The 19,065-nt window shown below is 63.4% G+C and carries 17 protein-coding genes; 8 read left to right on the top strand and 9 right to left on the bottom strand.

What is annotated here, in order from left to right:
• Positions 1 to 111: 111 nt before the first annotated feature.
• Positions 112 to 1,137, bottom strand: coding sequence for an alpha/beta fold hydrolase (locus I6F35_RS21605; protein ID WP_225119685.1), 1,026 nt, complete (start codon positions 1,135 to 1,137; stop codon positions 112 to 114).
• A gap of 233 nt (positions 1,138 to 1,370) precedes the next feature.
• Here I6F35_RS21605 and I6F35_RS21600 point away from each other — a divergent pair, with 233 nt between their 5' ends.
• From I6F35_RS21600 to I6F35_RS21585, 4 genes are all read left to right on the top strand, one after another.
• Complete coding sequence (locus I6F35_RS21600; protein WP_225119684.1) at positions 1,371 to 2,897, top strand: amidohydrolase family protein; 1,527 nt, start codon at positions 1,371 to 1,373, stop codon at positions 2,895 to 2,897.
• Between the two features lie 3 nt (positions 2,898 to 2,900).
• Entirely contained in the window at positions 2,901 to 3,224 is a 324-nt protein-coding gene (locus I6F35_RS21595; protein WP_225119683.1) for a hypothetical protein, read from the top strand.
• A gap of 114 nt (positions 3,225 to 3,338) precedes the next feature.
• A complete protein-coding gene (dld, locus tag I6F35_RS21590; RefSeq protein ID WP_225119682.1) occupies positions 3,339 to 5,144 on the top strand; it encodes a D-lactate dehydrogenase in 1,806 nt (601 codons plus the stop codon).
• A 57-nt stretch (positions 5,145 to 5,201) separates the two neighbouring features.
• Positions 5,202 to 5,654 carry a hypothetical protein gene (locus I6F35_RS21585; protein ID WP_225119681.1) on the top strand — a complete coding sequence of 151 codons (453 nt, stop codon included), beginning with the start codon at positions 5,202 to 5,204 and terminating at the stop codon, positions 5,652 to 5,654.
• Positions 5,655 to 5,671: 17 nt separating this feature from the next.
• On the opposite strand, the gene I6F35_RS21580 is transcribed toward I6F35_RS21585, so the two are convergent.
• The 6 genes from I6F35_RS21580 to ggt form a co-directional block, all read right to left on the bottom strand.
• Positions 5,672 to 6,178 carry a cupin domain-containing protein gene (locus tag I6F35_RS21580; RefSeq protein WP_225119680.1) on the bottom strand — a complete coding sequence of 169 codons (507 nt, stop codon included), beginning with the start codon at positions 6,176 to 6,178 and terminating at the stop codon, positions 5,672 to 5,674.
• 61 nt (positions 6,179 to 6,239) lie between these two features.
• Positions 6,240 to 6,626, bottom strand: a complete 387-nt coding sequence (locus I6F35_RS21575) for an FKBP-type peptidyl-prolyl cis-trans isomerase (protein WP_225119708.1) — start codon at positions 6,624 to 6,626, stop codon at positions 6,240 to 6,242.
• Between the two features lie 145 nt (positions 6,627 to 6,771).
• Positions 6,772 to 9,063 (bottom strand): xanthine dehydrogenase family protein molybdopterin-binding subunit, encoded by a 2,292-nt coding sequence (locus tag I6F35_RS21570; protein WP_225119679.1) that lies wholly within the window; start codon positions 9,061 to 9,063, stop codon positions 6,772 to 6,774.
• Positions 9,064 to 9,065: 2 nt separating this feature from the next.
• Positions 9,066 to 10,082, bottom strand: a complete 1,017-nt coding sequence (locus tag I6F35_RS21565) for a xanthine dehydrogenase family protein subunit M (protein ID WP_225119678.1) — start codon at positions 10,080 to 10,082, stop codon at positions 9,066 to 9,068.
• A gap of 14 nt (positions 10,083 to 10,096) precedes the next feature.
• Positions 10,097 to 10,717 (bottom strand): (2Fe-2S)-binding protein, encoded by a 621-nt coding sequence (locus tag I6F35_RS21560; protein ID WP_225119677.1) that lies wholly within the window; start codon positions 10,715 to 10,717, stop codon positions 10,097 to 10,099.
• A 137-nt stretch (positions 10,718 to 10,854) separates the two neighbouring features.
• Positions 10,855 to 12,441, bottom strand: coding sequence for a gamma-glutamyltransferase (gene ggt, locus I6F35_RS21555; protein WP_225119676.1), 1,587 nt, complete (start codon positions 12,439 to 12,441; stop codon positions 10,855 to 10,857).
• Positions 12,442 to 12,606: 165 nt separating this feature from the next.
• On the opposite strand from ggt, the gene I6F35_RS21550 reads away from it, so the two are divergent.
• Both I6F35_RS21550 and I6F35_RS21545 read left to right on the top strand, forming a co-directional pair.
• Positions 12,607 to 13,341, top strand: a complete 735-nt coding sequence (locus I6F35_RS21550; RefSeq protein WP_225119675.1) for a rhodanese-related sulfurtransferase — start codon at positions 12,607 to 12,609, stop codon at positions 13,339 to 13,341.
• On the top strand, positions 13,334 to 13,549 hold the full coding sequence (locus I6F35_RS21545) for a SlyX family protein (RefSeq protein WP_225119674.1): 216 nt from the start codon (positions 13,334 to 13,336) through the stop codon (positions 13,547 to 13,549). Before I6F35_RS21550 ends, I6F35_RS21545 begins: the two co-directional genes overlap by 8 nt.
• Positions 13,550 to 13,569: 20 nt before the next feature.
• On the opposite strand, the gene I6F35_RS21540 is transcribed toward I6F35_RS21545, so the two are convergent.
• The gene (locus I6F35_RS21540; protein ID WP_225119673.1) at positions 13,570 to 13,791 is read right to left on the bottom strand and encodes a hypothetical protein; all 222 of its coding nucleotides are present in this window, start codon (positions 13,789 to 13,791) and stop codon (positions 13,570 to 13,572) included.
• Positions 13,792 to 13,919: 128 nt separating this feature from the next.
• Between I6F35_RS21540 and hemE the strand changes: the two genes are divergently transcribed.
• Positions 13,920 to 14,963 (top strand): uroporphyrinogen decarboxylase, encoded by a 1,044-nt coding sequence (hemE, locus tag I6F35_RS21535; RefSeq protein WP_225119672.1) that lies wholly within the window; start codon positions 13,920 to 13,922, stop codon positions 14,961 to 14,963.
• A gap of 138 nt (positions 14,964 to 15,101) precedes the next feature.
• Here the strand turns inward: hemE and I6F35_RS21530 are convergent, their stop codons facing one another.
• Entirely contained in the window at positions 15,102 to 16,715 is a 1,614-nt protein-coding gene (locus I6F35_RS21530; RefSeq protein ID WP_225119671.1) for a choline dehydrogenase, read from the bottom strand.
• Positions 16,716 to 17,012: 297 nt separating this feature from the next.
• Here I6F35_RS21530 and I6F35_RS21525 point away from each other — a divergent pair, with 297 nt between their 5' ends.
• Entirely contained in the window at positions 17,013 to 18,971 is a 1,959-nt protein-coding gene (locus I6F35_RS21525; RefSeq protein WP_225119670.1) for an EAL domain-containing protein, read from the top strand.
• Positions 18,972 to 19,065 lie beyond the last annotated feature (94 nt).

Here is a 19,065-nt window from a genome sequence, read left to right as displayed (position 1 = left end):
GGATCTAAAAAAAGTTACACGGTCATTCCGGGGCGCGAAGCGAACCCGGAATCTCGAGGTTCCGGGTTCGATGCTTTGCATCGCCCCGGAACGACACCGAGAGCCCTGAGCCTACGTCGCGATCGGCGTCGGCATGGTCAGGAACGATCGTGTCACATGCCAGAACAATTGCCGGTTGATGGCGAGCACCACGGAATGGGCGGTGCCGGGGAGGATGACGAACTGGCGGTCGCCGTTCGGCAGCCGGTTGTAGAACGCCTCGAGATCGGCGACCGTCGCAATGCCGTCATGTTCGCCGCGGATCAGCAACACGGGCGCCAGCACCTTCTCCGGATGCACCACCGGCAGATTGGCGGTCATGTCGAGATAGGTGCCGGTCGGAATCTGGTCGCCGAACTGCAATTCGGCATCCGCCAGCGCTTCCATCACGGCGGGGTCGGAGGTGCCGGGCTTGTCGCGGGTCGCGATCGAGCGGATCATGTCGCGGTCGCGTTTGCGCATGTTGTGCGAGCGGAAATAGTCGAGCTGCTCGGCGCGCTTTGCCAGTGTCGGCGATCCCTCGCCCTTGTAGGTGAAAGCCGCAAACACCAGCCGATCGATGCGCTCGGGCGCGACCATGGCGTAGGCGCCGGCGCGCAGCGCGCCCGAGGACTCGCCGACGAAATGGTATTTCTGTCGGCCGGTCGCACCAGCGATGACCTCGACCGCGGCTTTCAGGTCCTCAGCGCCGCTCGCGATATCGGAATTGCCCGAGGTGCGGCCGGACTTGCCGTAATTCTCGTGGTCCATGGTCCAGCAGTCGAAACCATAGCGGGCGAATTCATTCATCACGGAATATTCGCCCTTGCCGGGCACGCTGACGTCGAACACCCGCGAGGTCACCGATGAGCCATGGACGAAGAACACCACCGGGCGTGCAGGCTCGCCTGTTTGCGGCGCTCCGATCCGCTTGCGGTACATCCAAAGCGGAACATCGCCCTTCTTCGCCCAGTATTCGCTGCTCCAGATCTCTCCAGCTTGCGATGGAACCGCCGTCTCGGCCTGCGCTGACGGGGCGCCGATGGCGCCGGCGGCGAGACCTGCACCGATGCCCTTGATGACTGTGCGCCTTGGGACCGCTTGTTCGGAACGCGCCATGGCTCGCCTCTCCCGTGGTTCGGATTCTTCGTCCGATCGCAGGTCAAGAGATTAGCAGCGTTGGCGCGCCGTTGCGAGAGAGCACCCATCGTGTTGTCGCACGTGTTGCGAAACTCGGCGCACGCGTTTGTGAACGTTGCCGCGGGAAGAAGCCACGACGCTTGGCGAAACTGGGCCTAGTCTTCGCGCCCGCCAGACCGGAGAAGAATCCGGCGCAATACAGGGAGTAGTTCATGAGCAGCAATCTCACCGAAGAAGAACTTGCAGCCTTGATGCCGTCGGAACTTTGTCAATATCCGACGCCAATCCCGACCCAGATCGTCTCCAGCGACGAATTCTATCCCGACCCGCAGAACGAGCGGCAGCGCGAGGTCGAGGCCCGGCTGCTCGCGATGGCCGACGAGCTCGGCGGCAGGCAGGGCCTCGACCGCCGGAGATTCTTCCAGACGGCGGCCGGCATGGCCGCCTCTTTCCTGGCGATGAACGAGGTCTATGGACCGCTGTTCGCCGTGAACAAGGCTGAAGCCGCAACGCCGGCGATGGCGCAGGAGCGCGCGAATACGCTGAAAGACCAGTTCATCATGGACATGCACACGCATTTCCTGCGCGACGACACCCGCATCATGGGCTTCGTCGAGATGCGCAAGGCGGTCGGCAAGGCCGGCTGGAACAAGCAGCTGAGCGAGCACGAGCAGACCATCGAGGATCTGAAGTTCAACAACTACAAGAAGGAGATGTTTCTCGATAGCGACACCAAGATCGCGCTGATCTCATCGGCGCCATCCGACATCGAGCAGGACTGGTTCCTGACCAACGAGCAGATGGCGGACGCGCGCAAGAAGATCAACGACGAGGCCGGCTCGCGGCGAGTGTTCTGTCACGCGATCTTCACCCCTGGCCAGCCTGGCTGGCTCGACAAGCTCGATGCGGCGCTGGCGCTGAGACCCGAGTCCTGCAAGGGCTACACGATCGGCGACAATACCCACAAGGAGATCAGCCGCTATCCCTGGCGCATGGACGACGAGAAAGTCACCTACAAGGGCTACGAGAAGATGGTGAAGGCGGGCATCAAGAATGTCTGCGTGCACAAGGGCCTGTTCCCGCCGGGCATCGAGAAGCAATATCCGAACCTGCGCGGCTTCGCTGACGTCGCCGATGTCGGGCAAGCCGCGAAAGACTGGCCGCAACTCAATTTCATCATCTATCACTCCGCCTACCGCCATGTCGGCGGCGACCCGAAAGTGGCGCTGGCCGAGTTCGAACGCACCGGCCGCATCGCCTGGACCTCCGACCTCGCCGACATTCCCGCGCAATATGGCGTCAACAACGTCTATGGCGATGTCGGACAATTGTTTGCCACGACCCTGGTGGCGGAGCCGAATGTCTGCGCCGCACTGATGGGCACGCTGATCAAGGGGCTCGGCGTCGACCATGTCTGCTGGGGCACCGACGCACTCTGGACCGGCGCGCCGCAGTGGCAGATCGAAGGCTTGAGGCGGCTCGAGATCCCCGAGGCGATGCAGAAGAAGTTCGGCTATGCGCCGCTCGGGCCTGCGGACGGACCGGTGAAGCGCGCGATCTTCGGCGACAACAATGCCCGGCTCTACGACGTCCAGCCCAAGCGTGCGATGCTGGAACTGAAGGGCGACCGCTTCGCGATGATGAAGGCGAAATACGAGAAGGACGGGCCGGAACCGTCGAATACGCGCTACGGCTACGTGGTGCCGAACGGACAGATTGATCACCGCGTGTTTGCGTAAACCTTGCGCATCACCGTCATTGCGAGCGAAGCAATCCATCTCTCCGCGTGCGGAAGCATAGATCGCTTCGTCGCTGCGCTCCTCGCCAGCAGGAAGGACTGCCTCGCGGCCACGACGGGCAACGACACAATCAGCGGCCGCGATGACGCGGACAAGATCACGGTCGGCGACGGCAACGATCATGTGTGGGGAGGCAAGGGAAAGGACGCCCTACTGGGCGGCAACGGCAATGACTATCTTAAGGGCGGCGACGGCAGCGACGTGCTGAACGGCGATGCGCGCCCATTCGTGTGCACCGCCGCTACGGCTTGTCTGTTCGCACGGTGATCTTGCATCGCGCTTGCGTCAGGCTGGCAGAAACCGGCCCCTGGCTTTTTGACATTTCCGAGGGGAGTTTTACGAATAGACGTGCGGAGGGCGTTGCATGAACGGAGTCTTGCCATGGAGTCTGCTGTTCGACTGCCGCCCAACTCGACCAATGATGCCGACAAGAGCGTCGGGGATGACGCCGCTCTTCTCAAGCAGCTTTCTAACATTGTCGGAAGATCCCATGTCCTGACCGGCATGGAGCAGACCCGGAGATTTTGCACCGGCTTTCGTTTCGGACATGGTCCTGTTGTCGCGGTGGTCCGCCCCGGCACCCTCGTCGAGCTGTGGCGGGTGCTGAAGGTCTGCGTCGCCGCCAACAAGATCGTGATCATGCAGGCCGCCAATACCGGCCTCACCGGCGGGTCGACGCCTGACGGCAACGACTATGACCGCGGCATCGTGTTGATCAACACCATGCGGATAACAGGCATCCACCTCATCAACGAAGGCAAGCAGGTGGTGTGCCTGCCCGGTGCGACGCTCTATCAGCTCGAGGACCGGCTGCGGCCGCTGGGGCGGGACCCTCACTCCGTGATCGGCTCGTCCTGCATCGGCGCCTCCGTGTTCGGCGGCATCTGCAACAATTCGGGCGGCGCGCTGATCCACCGCGGCCCCGCGTTCACGCAGCTCGCCTTGTTCGCCCGGTTGGACGAATCCGGTGACGTTCATCTCGTGAACCACCTCGGCATCAATCTCGGCAATGATCCCGAAGCGATGCTGGAACGGCTGGAGAACGGAGCCTTCACGCAAGCCGACGTCGCGAACGATCCGAACCGGCTGGCGTCCGACCACGACTATGCGACCCACGTCCGCGACATCGACGCGCCGACGGCGGCCCGCTTCAATGCCGATCCGCACCGTCTGTTCGAGGCATCAGGCAGCGCCGGCAAGGTCATGCTGATGGCGGTTCGGCTCGACACCTTCGCCAAGACCGAGCGAACCGGCGCCTTCTATATCGGCTCCAACGATCCCGCCGAACTCGAGACGATCCGCCGGCATATCCTGGCCAAGTTCAATTCGCTGCCGATTTCCGGCGAATATCTGCACCGCACAGCCTTCGACATTGCTGAGAAGTACGGCAAGGATACTTTTCTCGCCATCAACTATCTCGGCACCGCCTGGCTGCCGATGCTGTTCGCGATCAAGGGACGCTTTGACGGGATCTGCGAACGCCTGTCCTTCCTGCCGGGCCACCTCAGCGACCGCGTCATGCAATTCGCAAGCTCGCTGTTTCCCCGTCACTTGCCGAAGCGGATGATGGAGTACCGCGACCGCTTCGAGCATCACCTGATCCTGCAAATGGGTGATGATGGCATCGACGAAGCGTCTCAATATTTGCAGTCGATCTTTCCCTCGAAAAACGGCGATTTCTTCACCTGCACCAAGGACGAGGGCGCCAAGGCGATGCTCCACCGCTTCGCCGCTGCAGGCGCCGCGGTGCGTTATCGCGCCGTCCACGGCCGCGAGGTCGAGGACATCGTCGCCCTCGATGTCGCGCTCCGCCGCAACGACGAGCAGTGGCGCGAAAGCCTGCCTCCGGAGATCGACGCAAAGCTTCTGCACAAGCTGTATTACGGCCACTTCTTCTGCCACGTCTTCCACCAGGACTACATCGTGGCGAAAGGCCATGATTGTCAGGCGATCGAGGAGCAGATGTGGAAGTTGCTCGACCAGCGCGGTGCCGAATATCCGGCCGAGCACAATGTCGGCCATCTCTATCACGCCAAGCCTGCGCTGGTGGAACACTACAAGGCGCTCGACCCCTGCAATGCGTTCAATCCCGGGATCGGGCGAACCACCAAGTGCCTGCATTGGAAGACCGGGTTTGAGGCAGGCCGACCCGAGGCGCGGACGATCAGCGCCTCCTGGACCTCCTGAGCCAGCGGCGCCCGGCAGCACACATTTCGAACCACATCGTCCAGCCTTGATCGTCAAATGGTCGACGCGTCGCTGATCTCGGGTTTTGCGGCATTGGCCGGCGCCGCCATCGGCGGCCTGACCTCGGCGACGACGGCCTGGTTCACCCAGCGCGCCATGGCGCAGACGCAATGGTCTGCCAGCGAAAACCTGCGCCGGCAGGACATCTATCGCGACTTCATCGAGATAGCATCGAAATGCTACATCGATGCGCTCCAGCACGAGAACCCTGACGTTTCGGGCCTGGTCGGGCTTTATGCCAAGATCTCGCGGATGCGGGTGATGTCATCCACCAGGATCGTCGAGAAGGCCGAACAGGTCGCGCAAAAAATCCTCGATACCTATACCGAGCCCGACAAGAGCTTTGTCGAGATGCGAAGCATGGTCAAAGACCATGCCGTCGACCTCCTGCATGACTTCAGCAAGGCGTGCCGGCTGGAGTACGAGCAATATCGCTCGCGGCAATTATAGCGCGGTCAACCGCACCATCATTTCTTCTCGTCCGGATGCCGGTGCACGGGATCGACCCACAGCACCGTCTCCGGCTTCTCCACCGGCTCGATGTCGAGATTGATCGCGACCGCTTCGCCGTCGCTGCGGACCAGCACGCATTCGAGCACTTCGTCCGGGCTGGCGTTGATCTCCTGATGCGGCACATAAGGCGGCACGAAGATGAAATCGCCGGGGCCGGCTTCGGCGGTGAATTGCAGATGCTCGCCCCAGCGCATCCGCGCCTTGCCTTTCACGACATAGATGATGCTTTCGAGATGGCCGTGATGGTGCGCGCCGGTCTTGGCGTCGGGCTTGATGGTTACAGTACCCGCCCACAGCTTCTGTGCGCCGACGCGCGCAAAATTGATCGCGGCCTTGCGGTCCATGCCTGCCGTCGACGGCACGTTCGGATCGAGCTGGTTGCCGGGAATGACGCGAACGCCATCATGCTTCCAGCGTTCGTCATGGTCATGCGAATGGGAGTGATCGTGCGTGCCGGTCATTGCTGGCTTCCCGGAAATGTTGCTGTCGCGGATGCTACCGAAAACCGGCGCTGCAAACCAGTCACTTCACGGCCAGCAATTCGACGTCGAAGATCAGCGTCGCATTCGGCGGGATCACGCCGCCGGCGCCGCGCGCGCCATAGCCGAGATTGGGCGGAATGATGAGAGTACGCTTGCCGCCGACCTTCATCGTGGCGACGCCCTCATCCCAGCCGGTGATCACCTTGCGCTGGCCGATCGGAAACTCGAAGGGCTCGTTGCGATCCACCGACGAGTCGAACTTCTTGCCCTTCTGGCCGTTCTCGTAGAGCCACCCGGTGTAATGCATGACACAGATCTGGCCGGGCTTCGGCGAGGCACCGGTGCCGACCTGGCTGTCGATGATTTGCAATCCTGAAGGTGTCGTCACGGTTTTTCCTGCTGGTTGGGCCGATGCCATCCTCGGCATGGCGGGAACGGAGATCGCAGCCGCGACGGCAGCGATGGTCTTGACGATGGTGCGTCGGGTGGAGCGCATCGCAACTACCTTGTTTGCTTAGGACGAGGACGTCTCTAACGCAAGGCGGGCGATTTCCCTAGCCCTTTTCGACGCGCTATACCTCGATCTTCTCGAGCCGCACCGGCAAAGTTCGGATGCGCTGGCCCGTCGCGTGGAAAATCGCGTTGCAGACGGCGGCATTGGTGCCGACATTGCCGAGTTCGCCGAGCCCCTTGATGCCGGCCGGATTGACTTGCGCGTCCTCCTCCGACAGCAGGATCACCTCGACCTCAGGAATATCCGCGTTCACCGGGACGAGATAATCGGCAAGGTTGTCGTTGACGTAACGCGCATAGCGCTCGTCAAGCTCCGTCGCCTCATGCAGCGCCGAGGCCACGCCCCAGATCAGGCCACCCATCAACTGGCTGCGCGCGGTGCGCGGGTTCATGATGTGGCCGGCGGCGAAAGCGCCGAGCACGCGCGGCACGCGGATCTCATGCGTGAAGCGGTTGACGCGCACCTCGACGAAATCGGCGCCGAACGCATAGGCGATCTTGTCGCCGAACTCCGGCCCACCGACCATGCGCACCTGACCGCTATGCATGGCGCGGAAGGAATCCATCGGCGCGCCCTCGGGCTTCCACTCGCCATACTCCTCGATCACACTGAGGCCGAGCGCATCGAATGCCTTTTCGCGGTCGAGCGGCTGGTCGCTGCGGGCCGCCCTGCTCGATGGCGTCTGGCCGACGCCAACGGTCTCCTTGGCCTTGTCCGAAAGGCTTTCGTTCGGCATTAGCGCCTTGAACAGCCGCTGTTTGATCTGGTCGCACACCATCATCACGGCGGAGCATGTACTCGCGGTCGAATTCGAGCCGCCCGCTACCGGCGCCGGCGGCAGGTCGCTATCGCCGATCAGGACGGTGACTTTCTCGACGGGAACGTCGAGTCTCGCAGCAGCCGCCTGCGCGATGACGGTGTAAGCGCCAGTGCCGATCTCGTGACCGGCGATCTCGACACGCACGCGGCCATCGCGCCGCAGCCGCACGCGGGCCGCGGCCGGCGCCACCTGGGTCGGATAGCAGGTGGTGGCGCAGCCATAGCCGATCAACCAATCGCCATCAGACATCGCTTTCGGCTGACGGTTGCGCTGTGCCCAGCCGAACGCCTTGGCGCCTTCATCGAAGCACGCCATCAACGAGCGCGATGTATACGGCTTGCCGCCGATCGGCTCCCGCATCGTGTCATTGATGCGCCGCAGCTCGATCGGATCCATCTTCAAGCGATAGGCCAGCTCATCCATCGCGCTCTCCAGCGCGAACAGATACGGCACTTCCGGCGGCGAGCGCATGAAGCCGGGGGTGTTGCGGTCCGCACGCACGATCCAGACCAGGCTGTCGACATTCGGGCAATCATAGAGCCGCGTCGTGGTCTTGGTGCCGCCGACGCAATAGGCGTCGGCGCGGGAAGAGATTTCCCAGCCCTCGTGCCGCAGGGCGGTCAGCTTGCCGTCACGCCGTGCGCCGAGCTCGATGCGATGGCGCGTCTCGGCGCGATAGGTCGCCACGTTGAAGCCCTGGTCGCGGGTGGCGACGAGCTTCACGGGCCGGCGCAGGCGGCGGGAAATGCTCGCCATGATCGCGGTGCGCGGCGTCATCGAGCCCTTGGAGCCAAAGGCGCCGCCGACATAAGGATTGACCACGTGCACCTGATCAGGATCGATCCCGAGCTGCGTGGCAACGCCGTTCTTCAATCCGTAGACGAACTGGCTCGGTTCGTAGATGGTCAGACTGTCGCCATTCCACGCGACGCTGGTGGCAAACAGCTCCATTGGGTTGTGGTGCTGCGGTGGCGTTTCATATTCGGCAGAGACCTTCACCTCCGCCTCCTCGAACGCCTTGTCGAAATGGCCGACCTTCGGGTCGTCCTCGAACATCGCAAGCTGGCCCTTGGCGCGGGCCGCGACCGTGCCGGCCGAATGAAAGCTCGTGGTGGGCGTTGCCGCCGTATAGCTCACCTTGACACGATGCGCGGCTTCGCGCGCCGCCTCATAGGTATCGGCGAGCACGACCGCGATGATCTGCCCCTCCTCGGCGATCTCGGAGGATCGCAGCGGCTGATTGGTCGTGGACGCATAGCCGCCATTACTGAAGAACTTTGCAGGCTCGAGCCGCTCCGCATTCTCGTGCGTCACGATGTCGACGACGCCGCGCACCTTCTGCGCTTCCGACAGATCAAAGCTGTCGACACGACCCTTTGCGATCGCGCTGGTGACGAGAAAGGCGTAGGCAGGATCGCGCAGCGGCATGTCGGACGCATATTGCGCCCTCCCCGTCACCTTGGCGACGGCGTCATAGCGCGGGATCGGCTGGCCCATATTCGCCTTGGGAGCGGGAGCGGCTTTCGTCATGGTCAGATCTCCATGGTCACGGCCTGATGCAGCGCGCGAGCGACGACGCGCTTGCCGAGCGCGATCTTGAACTCATTGTGGCGGCGTGCGGACGCACCTTCGAAAGCGGTCTCGGCCGCTCGCTCGGCCAGCGCATCGTCGAACTTCTGGCCCTTGAGCTGTGCTTCGGCGCCGCGCGCCCGCCATGGCTGCGTTGCAACGCCGCCAAGCGCGATACGCGCATCGCGCACCGTACCATCCTGCACATCGAGCGCGATCGCAGCCGACGCCAAGGCGAACTCGTAGGATCGGCGATCGCGCACCTTGAGATAGGCCGAGCGCGGCCAGCGGCCACGGATGGTGAAACCGGAGATCAGTTCGCCCGGCATGAGCATGGTCTCGAGCTGCGGCGTGTCGCCCGGCGCCTTGTGCAGTTGCGCAAACGGAATGGTCCGCGTGCCCGACTTGCCGGTGATGTCCACGCTCGCATCGAGCGCGATCAAGGCTTGCGCGAAATCGCCGGGATAGGTCGCGATGCACTTATCGGATGTACCGAGCACCGCATGGGTGCGGTTGAAGCCGTCCATCGCAGCGCAACCGGAGCCCGGATTGCGCTTGTTGCAGGCCTCATAGCTGACGTCACGGAAATAGGTGCAGCGGGTCCGCTGCAGCACGTTGCCGCCGAGGGTCGCCATGTTGCGAAGCTGCGCACTCGCGGCGAGCTTCAGCGAGTCCGCGACAACGGGATAGTTCTGCTGAATCTCGGGGTTGGCCGCGACATCGGCCATCCGCACCATCGCGCCGAGACGCAGATTGCCGTTCTCGAGGCTGACGGTGGCCCAGGCCGGCGACAGCGGATTGATGTCGACGATTGCGCGTGGGCGCATCACGTCGAGCTTCATCAGGTCGAGCAGCGTGGTGCCGCCGGCGAGCGGCTGGATTTCGGCTTCGGTCAGTGGATTGTTGCCGGCGTCTGCCGCCGCCAGCGCCTGGATTGCCGCGGAGGGATCGGCGGCTCTTTGATAGGCAAAGGATCGCATGATGAGCGCCTCTGTTAGCCGGAGAGGATTTCGGGCGCCGCCTGCTTCACGGCGGCCACGATGTTCGGATACGCCGCGCAGCGGCAGATGTTGCCGCTCATATATTCGCGAATGTCCTCATCGCTGTTGGCGTGACCTTCCTTGACGCAGGCGATCGCCGACATGATCTGGCCGGGCGTGCAATAGCCGCACTGGAAAGCGTCGTGGTCGATGAAAGCCTGCTGCATCGGATGCAGCCGCTCGCCGTTGGAAAGGCCTTCGATGGTGGTGATCTCGTGATCCTGCGCCGACAGCGCCAGCGTCAGGCAGGACAGCACGCGACGGCCCTCGATCAGCACCGTGCAGGCGCCGCACTGGCCGTGATCGCAGCCCTTCTTGCTGCCGGTGAGCCCGATATGCTCGCGCAGCGCGTCGAGCACCGTGGTGCGCGCATCGATGTTGAGGGAATTATCATGGCCGTTGACGCGCAGCGTCACGGGAACGGGAAGCGTGGGATCCTGTGTCGAAGGGATCGTGGACGTCGCGGATCCGGCCGCGCGCGCCGCCAGCGGGAACATCGCGCCACCGGCGGCTCCCGCCAGGAACGAACGCCGATTGAAGGCAGAAAGTGATCGCGGATTTGTCTTGTCATCCATGACGGGCTCCGCTGCGAAAGGAATTGCGGCGCACGCCTGCGCCTCACCGCCCTAACAAAGGCGGTGCGGCGTTGTTCCGGATGACGAAGCACGGCGCTGTGAAGCAGCGCTGGTTCCAAGTCTCAGTGAAGTCGCGCTCAATAGCCGAGCGCGCAGCCGTCCTTGCGCGGATCGGAACCGCCGGTCAGCGTGCCCTTGTCCCAATCGATCCAGATCGCCTGCCCGCCACCGAGCGGAGCCACCACGCTGGTGGTCTTGTGCCCGATCTTCTTCAGATCCTCGACGATCGCGGCCGGTACGCTGTCCTCGAGCTGATAGACGCCCTCATAGTGCAGGCCGCGCGGCATATCGATCGCTTCCTGCACGTCGCAGCCATAGTCGAGGATGTTGGTCAGCACATGGGTCTGACCGACCGGCTGGTACTGCCCGCCCATCACGCCGAACGGCATGATCGCGCGGCCGTTCCTGCTCGCAAGGCTCGGGATGATCGTATGCAGGGGACGCTTGCCCGGCGCGATGCAGTTGGGATGGCCGGGCTGGATGCGAAAACCGCCGGCGCGGTTCTGCAAGAGGATGCCGGTCTTGTTTGAGACGATCGCCGAGCCGAAGGAATGCGCGATCGAGTTGATGAAGGAGCAGACGTTGCGGTCCTTGTCGACGACGGTGATATAGACCGTCGACGGATTCATCGGCGGCGCGACATTCGGCAGGTCGAGCAGCCGGTCCATCCGGATGTTCTTGATGTATTCGTCGGCGAATTCCTTTGCCAGGATGCCGGCGACGTCGACATGCACGTGCCGGGGATCGCCGATATGCTGCTCGCGCATCATGTAGGCGATGCGCGCGGCCTCCGCCTCGAGATGGAAGCGCTCGACGCTGAGCGCGGGGAATTTCGTCAGATCGAAGCGGGAGAGGATGTTGAGCATCACCAGCATCGTGATGCCCGGGCCGTTCGGCGGACACTGCCAGACATCGTAGCCCTTATAGATGGTGCCGATCGGCGCCGTGACCTCGGTCGAATGGTTGGCGAAATCTTCCAGGGTGTGCAGGCCGCCGATGCCGCGCAGCGTCTCGACCATGTCCTCGGCGATCTCGCCGGTGTAGAACGCCTTCGGACCATCCTTCGCGATCGCGCGCAGCGTCTTGCCGAGCTCGGGCTGGCGGATCACGTCGCCGGCGACCGCGGGCTTGCCGTGTGGCAGCAGATAGCGCTGGGTGTTGGTGCCGTTCTTCAGTTTCTCGAACTGGTTCTTCCAGTCGAAGGCGATGCGGGGCGCGACGACATAGCCCTCTTCTGCGGCCTTGATCGCCGGCTGCAGTAATTTGTCGAGGCCGAACTTGCCGTGATCGCCCAGGATCGTCTGCCAGGCGTCGACGGCGCCGGGAATGCTCACCGCATGCGCCGAGGTGAGCGGGACCGAATGGATCTTGCGCTCGAGATACCATTCCGCGTTCGCCGCCATCGGGGCGCGGCCGGATCCATTGTACGCGATGATCTTGCCGTCGCCCCGCGGCTGCACCAGCGCAAAGCAGTCGCCACCGATGCCGGTGGATTGCGGCTCGATCACCGCGAGCAGCGCGGAGGCCGCGATCGCCGCATCCGCCGCCGTACCGCCCTCGCGCATCACGTCGATTGCCGCCAGCGCGGCCTCCGGGTGCGACGTCGCTACCATTCCATTGAGAGAGTGGACCGTGGAGCGACCGGCGAAATGAAAGTTTCTCATTAAAAGTAGCTCGCTTGATTGTTCTGCTGCATGGAGTTCCCGGCGGGGCGGGAGCTACATGACATATTCATGCCGCTCTCGGCAATGGTTGGCATGCCAGAGCTGCGTTGCGCCGGGAATCTGCGAAGGGTTTTCGCTGGCCCGGCTGCCTGATAAACCGGCGGCATGCCGCTGAAAGTCGCCGCCTTCTACCAGTTCGCCAGCCTGCCCGATTACCGGGAGCTGCGCGATCCCCTGCGCGCAATCTGCGCGGGTCTTGGATTGAAGGGCAGCATCCTGCTGGCCAGCGAGGGCATCAACGGCACGATCGCCGGACGCACCGAGGTGATTGACACCTTCGTTGCGGAACTGCAGCACGGCGCACTGTTCGGCGGCCGGCTCGACAGGCTGGAGCTGAAGTTCTCCGAAGCTGCCGCGATGCCGTTCCAGCGGCTGAAAGTGCGGCTGAAGAAGGAAATCGTCACGCTCGGCGACGCCTCCGTCGATCCGACGCGGCAGGTCGGGATCTATGTCGACCCGGCCGAATGGAATGCGCTGATCGCCGACCCTGATACGCTCGTGATCGACACCCGCAACGCGTTCGAAGTCGCCATGGGCACGTTCGAGGGCGCGCTCGATCCCGGCATCAGGAGTTTCGGACAGTTCAAGGAGTTTGCCGCGCAGAAGCTCGATCGGACCAGGCACAGGAAGATCGCGATGTTCTGCACCGGCGGCATCCGCTGCGAGAAGGCGAGCAGCTTCTTGCTCGCGCGCGGCTTCGATGAGGTCTATCACCTCAAGGGTGGTATCCTCAAATATCTGGAGGAGACGCCGGAGCAGGAGAGCCGTTGGCGCGGCGAATGTTTCGTGTTCGACGAACGGATCGCGCTCGGCCGCGGAAAAGAGACCGCCCATGATTGATATCAAGACGCTCGCCGAGCGCATCGACACGCTGGAGACGCGGATTGCCTATCAGGACGATACGATCGAGACGCTGAACGAGACCATCACGGCGCAATGGAAGCAGATCGATGCGCTGACGCGGCAGGTTGAGGAATTGCGCGAGCGGTTGCAGGACGCCGAAAGCAATGCGGCCGTCCCGATCAACGAGCGGCCGCCGCATTATTGAGGTCGCCGGGGTTCCGACCGTCAGCGGAACATTGCCTTCACTTTTTCCCAGAGCGATGGGTCATCGTGCTGGCCCTTGTCCTTGCTCGGCGACGGCTGCGCCGCGCTGACCGGATCGGAGGCCGGGAAGGTGTGCTCCAGGCCGGCTTCGAGTTTCTCGTGCGTCTCGCGATCGGCGGCGAGCGCTTCATGCGGATCATCTGCATGCTTGTCATGCGGTGCCGGATTGAATTTCTCAGCCATAGGCTCCCTCCATTTGCGCCAGATCAACGCGCCGCGCTCTGCGGCGGTTCCAGATCTGCCTTGGCCGGAAGCGGCGCGCCGTGTATCAGAAGCGTCAAAATGTCAGCCGAGCCCGGTAGGAACCTTTCTTGTCCCAGCATTCATCCAAACCGCTTATTGATGTGCTTGCCGGCGAGCGCCAGCCGACCCCGCCGATCTGGATGATGCGGCAGGCCGGCCGCTATCTGCCTGAATATCGCGAATTGCGGGCCAAGGCCGGCAGCTTCCTCGATCTGTGCTTCACGCCGGAATATGCCGCCGAAGTCACGCTGCAGCCGATCCGCCGCTTCAACTTCGATGCGGCCATCATCTTCTCCGACATCCTCGTCATTCCCTATGCGCTGGGACGCTCGGTGCGGTTCGAGGCCGGCGAAGGGCCACGGCTCGATCCGCTCGATACGCCGGAAAAAGTGAAGACGCTCGCCGCGCATGCGGACTTCGCCAAACTCGAGCCGGTCTATGAGGCGCTGCGCCGCGTGCGGCGCGAGCTCGACGACAGGATCGCGCTGATCGGCTTCTGCGGCGCGCCATGGACGGTCGCAACCTACATGGTCGCAGGACAAGGCACACCCGACCAGGCGCCGGCGCGGATGATGGCCTATCGGCACCCCGAGTCATTCGCGGCCATCATCGACGCGCTGGTGGAGAATTCGATCCACTACCTCGTCGGCCAATTAAAAGCTGGCGCCGATTGCCTGCAGCTGTTCGACACCTGGGCCGGCGTATTGCCGCCGCGCGAATTCGAGCGCTGGTCGATCGAGCCTGCGCGCCGCATTGTCGAGGGGGTGCGCAGAGAGGTGCCGGACGCCAAGATCATCGGCTTCCCCCGCGGTGCTGCCGGCATGCTGCCGGCCTATGTGGAAGCAACGGGCGTCAGCGCCGTCAGCATCGACTGGACGGCGGAGCCTGCGATGATCCGCGAACGCGTGCAGAGCCGCGTCGCGGTGCAGGGCAATCTCGATCCGCTCGCACTGATCACCGGCGGCGCCGCGCTCGACCGGGCGATCGATGATGTCCTTGAGAACTACGGCAAGGGCCGGCTGATCTTCAATCTCGGCCACGGCATCCAGCCGGAAACGCCGATCGCCCATGTCGAGCAGATGGTGCAGCGGGTGCGGGCGTATCGGGGTTGAGTCCTTCGATCGTCATGCCCCGCGAAGGCGGGGCATCCAGTAACCACTACCGCGCGTAGCAACAACGGCCTGCGCGTACTGGATCATCCGCTTTCGCGGATGATGACAGCGGAGTTTGCAGGCGCGTCAGCGCACAAATTACCGCGCATCCTCCAGGATCATATCCGACGCCTTCTCCGCGATCATGATCGTCGGCGCGTTGGTGTTGCCCGACATCAGGTCCGGCATGATCGAGGCATCGACCACGCGCAAGCCATCGATGCCGCGCACCCTGAGCCGCTGGTCGACGACGGCCAGCGCGTCATTGCCCATGCGGCAGGTCGAGGTCGGATGATAGACGGTTGAGCCGGTGCGGCGGCAGAAGTCGAGCAGATCCTCGTCGCTGACCACCTTCGGCCCGGGTTCGATCTCGGCCGCGCAATAGGCCTTCAGCGCCGGTGCGGCGAGAATCTTGCGTAGGATGCGGATGCCGTCGACGAAGGCGCGGCGATCGGTTTCGGTCGAAAGATAGTTGATGCGGATTTCCGGCGGCACCGAGGGATCCGCGCTCCTGATACGAAGCGAGCCGCGGCTTTCGGGGCGGAGCTGGCAGACGGAAGCGGTGAAGCCCGAAAACGTGTGCAGGTTCTCGCCCATCTTGTCGGTCGAGAACGGGATGAAGTGGATCTGGATGTCCGGCGTCGCCAAGCGCGGGTCGGTCTTGAAGAACGCGCCCGAGGTGCCGGCGGCGATCGTCAGCGGCCCGCGCCGCAAGGCCGCATAATGCGCGCCGGCCCAGATGCGCCGCAGCGGATGGTTGACGACGTCGTTGAGCGTGACCCGCTTCAGGCAGCGCGTGATCAGCCGCACCTGCAGATGATCCTGCAGATCATTGCCGACGCCAGCCTGGTCGAGCACGACCTCGATGCCGTGCTTCTTCAACAGCTCGGCCGGCCCGACGCCGGACAGCTGCAGCAGTTGCGGCGAGTTGTAGGCACCGCTGGAGACCAGGATCTCGCGCCGCGCCCGCGCAGTGCGGACACGCCCCTCCTGCTTGAATTCGACCGCGCGGGCGCGGCGGCCTTCGAAGACGATGCGCTGCGCCAGCGCCGAGGTCTCGACATGCAGATTGCCGCGCTTCATCGCCGGGCGCAGATAAGAGAATGCACTGCTGGCGCGGCGGCCGCGCCGCGTCGTGGTCTGGAAGAAGCCGGCGCCTTCCTGCGTCGCGCCATTGAAATCGGGATTGGTGGGAATGCCGACTTCGGCCGCCGCCTTCACGAACGCTTCCGACAGCGGATCGTGATGCCGCCAGTCCGACACCGGCAGCGGGCCGCCCGCGCCATGATAATCGTTCGCGCCGCGCTGCTGGTCTTCCGCCCGCTTGAAATAGGGCAGCACGTCGTCATAGCCCCATCCGGCATTGCCGCGCTGGCGCCAGCGATCGTAATCCTCGTGCTGGCCGCGCACATAGAGCAGACCGTTGATCGAGCTCGAACCGCCCAGCACCTTTCCGCGCGGCTGAAAGACCTGGCGCCCATGCAGTTCCGGCTCGGGCTCGGTCTGGTACATCCAATTGACGGTCTTTTCCTTGAACAACTTGCCGTAGCCGAGCGGCACATGGATCCAGATGTTGGTGTCCTTTGGCCCGGCCTCGAGCAGCAGCACCGAGCTCTTGCCATCGGCGCTCAAGCGGTTGGCGAGCACGCAACCGGCGGAGCCGGCGCCCACGATGACATAGTCGAATTCCAAGCTGTCGTTGTTATTGTTCAATTTGTTTCCCCCGAAGTATTTTCCTTGGTCGTACAGACAAAGCTACAATTTGAAAAGACTTATGGCCATGCGCCTTCGCCTGAGGGGCCTGACCGCCGCGCTGAATTGGCTCGGCCCGTGGTCACCACGATCGCCAGCGGGCGCATTTGTATCGATTTGTTAGCGGTCCACGCCTGCGGAGGCATCACAACGTGTTGTTGCGGTGTCGGCCCGCTCGATAATTCATAGTTTGTCAAAGCTTTGCGGCGAGGTTCCGCAATCGGAGCCCGCCTTGGGGCCAAGCCTGCAGGGCGAGGGATGCGGACCTATCTGAGCTCATATTTCTCAAAGCTGTTCGCCGGCGATCTGGCCGCGTTCGGCGGACCGGTAACGGACGAGACGGTGGCCGGCTACATCCGCTCCGAGCAGGTGTCGCTCGTGCTCGGCCATGCGGTCGGCTTCATGCTGGCCAATGTCTGCAATGCGACCATCCTTGCGATCGCGCTCTGGCATTCGCCGGACTGGCTTCGCGCGATCATCTGGACCGCGGCCGTGGCGGGCGGCGCGACATGGCTTGCGTGGCAGTCACGCGCATCGCGACGAATCGCAAAGCCGCAATTCGTCTCTCGCCGCACCATGCATCGATTGGTGCTGAATGCGCTCGTGCTGGGATCCGCCTGGGCGGTCATTCCGGTGGCGTTCTTTGCCAATGCCTCCAGTGGCGGCCAGCTCGTGATTACCTGTCTTTGCGCCGGAATGCTTGCCGGCGGCGCGCTCGCCTTCGCCACCATCCCGATCGCCACTATCGCCTTCACCGCGCCGATATTTCTCGGCTCCACGATCTGCCTGTTCAGCATCGGCGATTTTGCCTACCTGCTGGTTGCAGTCCTGCTCGCGATCTATGGCTTCGTGCTGCTCCGCGCCGTGTTCGTGAACTCCTTCGAATTCGCACGACGCATCATCACCCAGCTCGAGGCGGAGCGGACCGTGCGGCGCGATCCGCTGACCGGGCTGCCCAATCGCATTGCCTTCAACGAAACCCTGGAAGCCGCGCTTGGCCGGCTGGCACGCACCGGCGAGGAGTTTGCCGTTCTGCTGCTCGATCTCGACCGCTTCAAGGAAGTGAACGACAAGTTCGGCCATCCCGCCGGCGACGAATTCCTGATCCAGGCGGCTGCGCGACTGCAGCGCTGCACCCGCGCGACCGAACATGTCGCGCGCATCGGTGGCGACGAGTTCGCGCTCATCATGGCCAATCTGACCAGACCGAAAGAAGCCTTCGAGATCGCCGAATGCTTCGTTGCCTCCTTCGCCGATCCGTTTCTGATCGACGGACGCGAAGCGCTCGGGGCGACCAGCGTCGGCATCGTGCTGGCGCCGCGCGACGGCAACACGCCCCATGACCTCATGAAACATGTCGACATCGCGCTGTATCGCGCCAAGAAGGATGGACCCGGTACGATCTGCTTCTTCGAGCCGGGCGACGACAGATCGGCGCGCGATCGCATGGCACTGCAGCGGGATCTGGAAGGAGCAATCGAACGCAACGAATTGTTCCTGGTCTATCAGCCGTTCATCGAGATCCGCGAGAACCGCATCACCGCCTTCGAAGCGCTGCTGCGCTGGCGGCATCCCGAGCGCGGGCTGGTTTCGCCTGGTGACTTCATCCCGATCGCCGAGGAGACCGGGCTGATCCACCAGATCGGCGAATGGGTGGTGCGCCGCGCCTGCCTGGCGCTCGCGGAATGGCCCGATGACATCCGCGTGGCCGTGAATTTCTCGGCCGTGCAGTTCAACAATGTGGGCATCCTGCAGACCATCGTGCAGGCGCTTACGCAAGGTGGCGTTCGTCCCGAGCGGCTCGAGATCGAGATCACGGAATCGATGCTGATTGCAAAATACGGATCGGCATTGTCGATCCTGAATTCGCTGCTGGATCTCGGGGTGACGGTTGCGCTCGACGATTTCGGCACCGGCTTCTCGTCCCTCACCTATTTGCGCAAACTGCCATTCAGCCGCATCAAGATCGACCAATCCTTCATCCGCGACATGCTGGTGCAGCCCGACTGCGCCGCGATCGTCAAATCCGTGATCGGTCTCGCACAGGATCTACGGATCGGCGTGGTCGCGGAAGGAGTGGAGACCGCTGACCAGCTCGAATATCTGCGCCAGACCAATTGCGACGAGGCCCAGGGCTATTTCATTGGCCGGCCGGTCCCCGCCGAACAGATCCCCGCCCTGCTGGAGAACAAGCAGCGCTCGATCTACGCAGCCTAGCTGGGGTCGTGCGACTTTTTGCGACTGCGAAATGGCATCCGCGATACCAGAGGCAATCGCATCCGATGCCGCGAGGCACGTCGTCGCATCACGG

The organism is Bradyrhizobium sp. BRP22, assembly GCF_020194175.1.
Taxonomy (GTDB): domain Bacteria; phylum Pseudomonadota; class Alphaproteobacteria; order Rhizobiales; family Xanthobacteraceae; genus Bradyrhizobium.
The sequence above is the reverse complement of the archived record's forward strand: the minus strand, read 5'-3'. Positions and strand labels throughout refer to the sequence as shown.

What these genes read in the sequence shown, in the direction of transcription:
- I6F35_RS21550 (WP_225119675.1), top strand. Translation starts at nt 12,607, where the DNA reads ATGCCGCTGAAAGTCGCCGCCTTCTACCAGTTCGCCAGCCTGCCCGAT.
- I6F35_RS21575 (WP_225119708.1), bottom strand. Translation starts at nt 6,626, where the DNA reads ATGCCGAGGATGGCATCGGCCCAACCAGCAGGAAAAACCGTGACGACA.
- ggt (WP_225119676.1), bottom strand. Translation starts at nt 12,441, where the DNA reads ATGAGAAACTTTCATTTCGCCGGTCGCTCCACGGTCCACTCTCTCAAT.
- I6F35_RS21560 (WP_225119677.1), bottom strand. Translation starts at nt 10,717, where the DNA reads ATGGATGACAAGACAAATCCGCGATCACTTTCTGCCTTCAATCGGCGT.
- I6F35_RS21545 (WP_225119674.1), top strand. Translation starts at nt 13,334, where the DNA reads ATGATTGATATCAAGACGCTCGCCGAGCGCATCGACACGCTGGAGACG.
- I6F35_RS21580 (WP_225119680.1), bottom strand. Translation starts at nt 6,178, where the DNA reads ATGACCGGCACGCACGATCACTCCCATTCGCATGACCATGACGAACGC.
- I6F35_RS21565 (WP_225119678.1), bottom strand. Translation starts at nt 10,082, where the DNA reads ATGCGATCCTTTGCCTATCAAAGAGCCGCCGATCCCTCCGCGGCAATC.
- I6F35_RS21605 (WP_225119685.1), bottom strand. Translation starts at nt 1,137, where the DNA reads ATGGCGCGTTCCGAACAAGCGGTCCCAAGGCGCACAGTCATCAAGGGC.
- I6F35_RS21585 (WP_225119681.1), top strand. Translation starts at nt 5,202, where the DNA reads ATGGTCGACGCGTCGCTGATCTCGGGTTTTGCGGCATTGGCCGGCGCC.
- I6F35_RS21600 (WP_225119684.1), top strand. Translation starts at nt 1,371, where the DNA reads ATGAGCAGCAATCTCACCGAAGAAGAACTTGCAGCCTTGATGCCGTCG.
- I6F35_RS21540 (WP_225119673.1), bottom strand. Translation starts at nt 13,791, where the DNA reads ATGGCTGAGAAATTCAATCCGGCACCGCATGACAAGCATGCAGATGAT.
- I6F35_RS21570 (WP_225119679.1), bottom strand. Translation starts at nt 9,063, where the DNA reads ATGACGAAAGCCGCTCCCGCTCCCAAGGCGAATATGGGCCAGCCGATC.
- dld (WP_225119682.1), top strand. Translation starts at nt 3,339, where the DNA reads ATGGAGTCTGCTGTTCGACTGCCGCCCAACTCGACCAATGATGCCGAC.
- I6F35_RS21525 (WP_225119670.1), top strand. Translation starts at nt 17,013, where the DNA reads ATGCGGACCTATCTGAGCTCATATTTCTCAAAGCTGTTCGCCGGCGAT.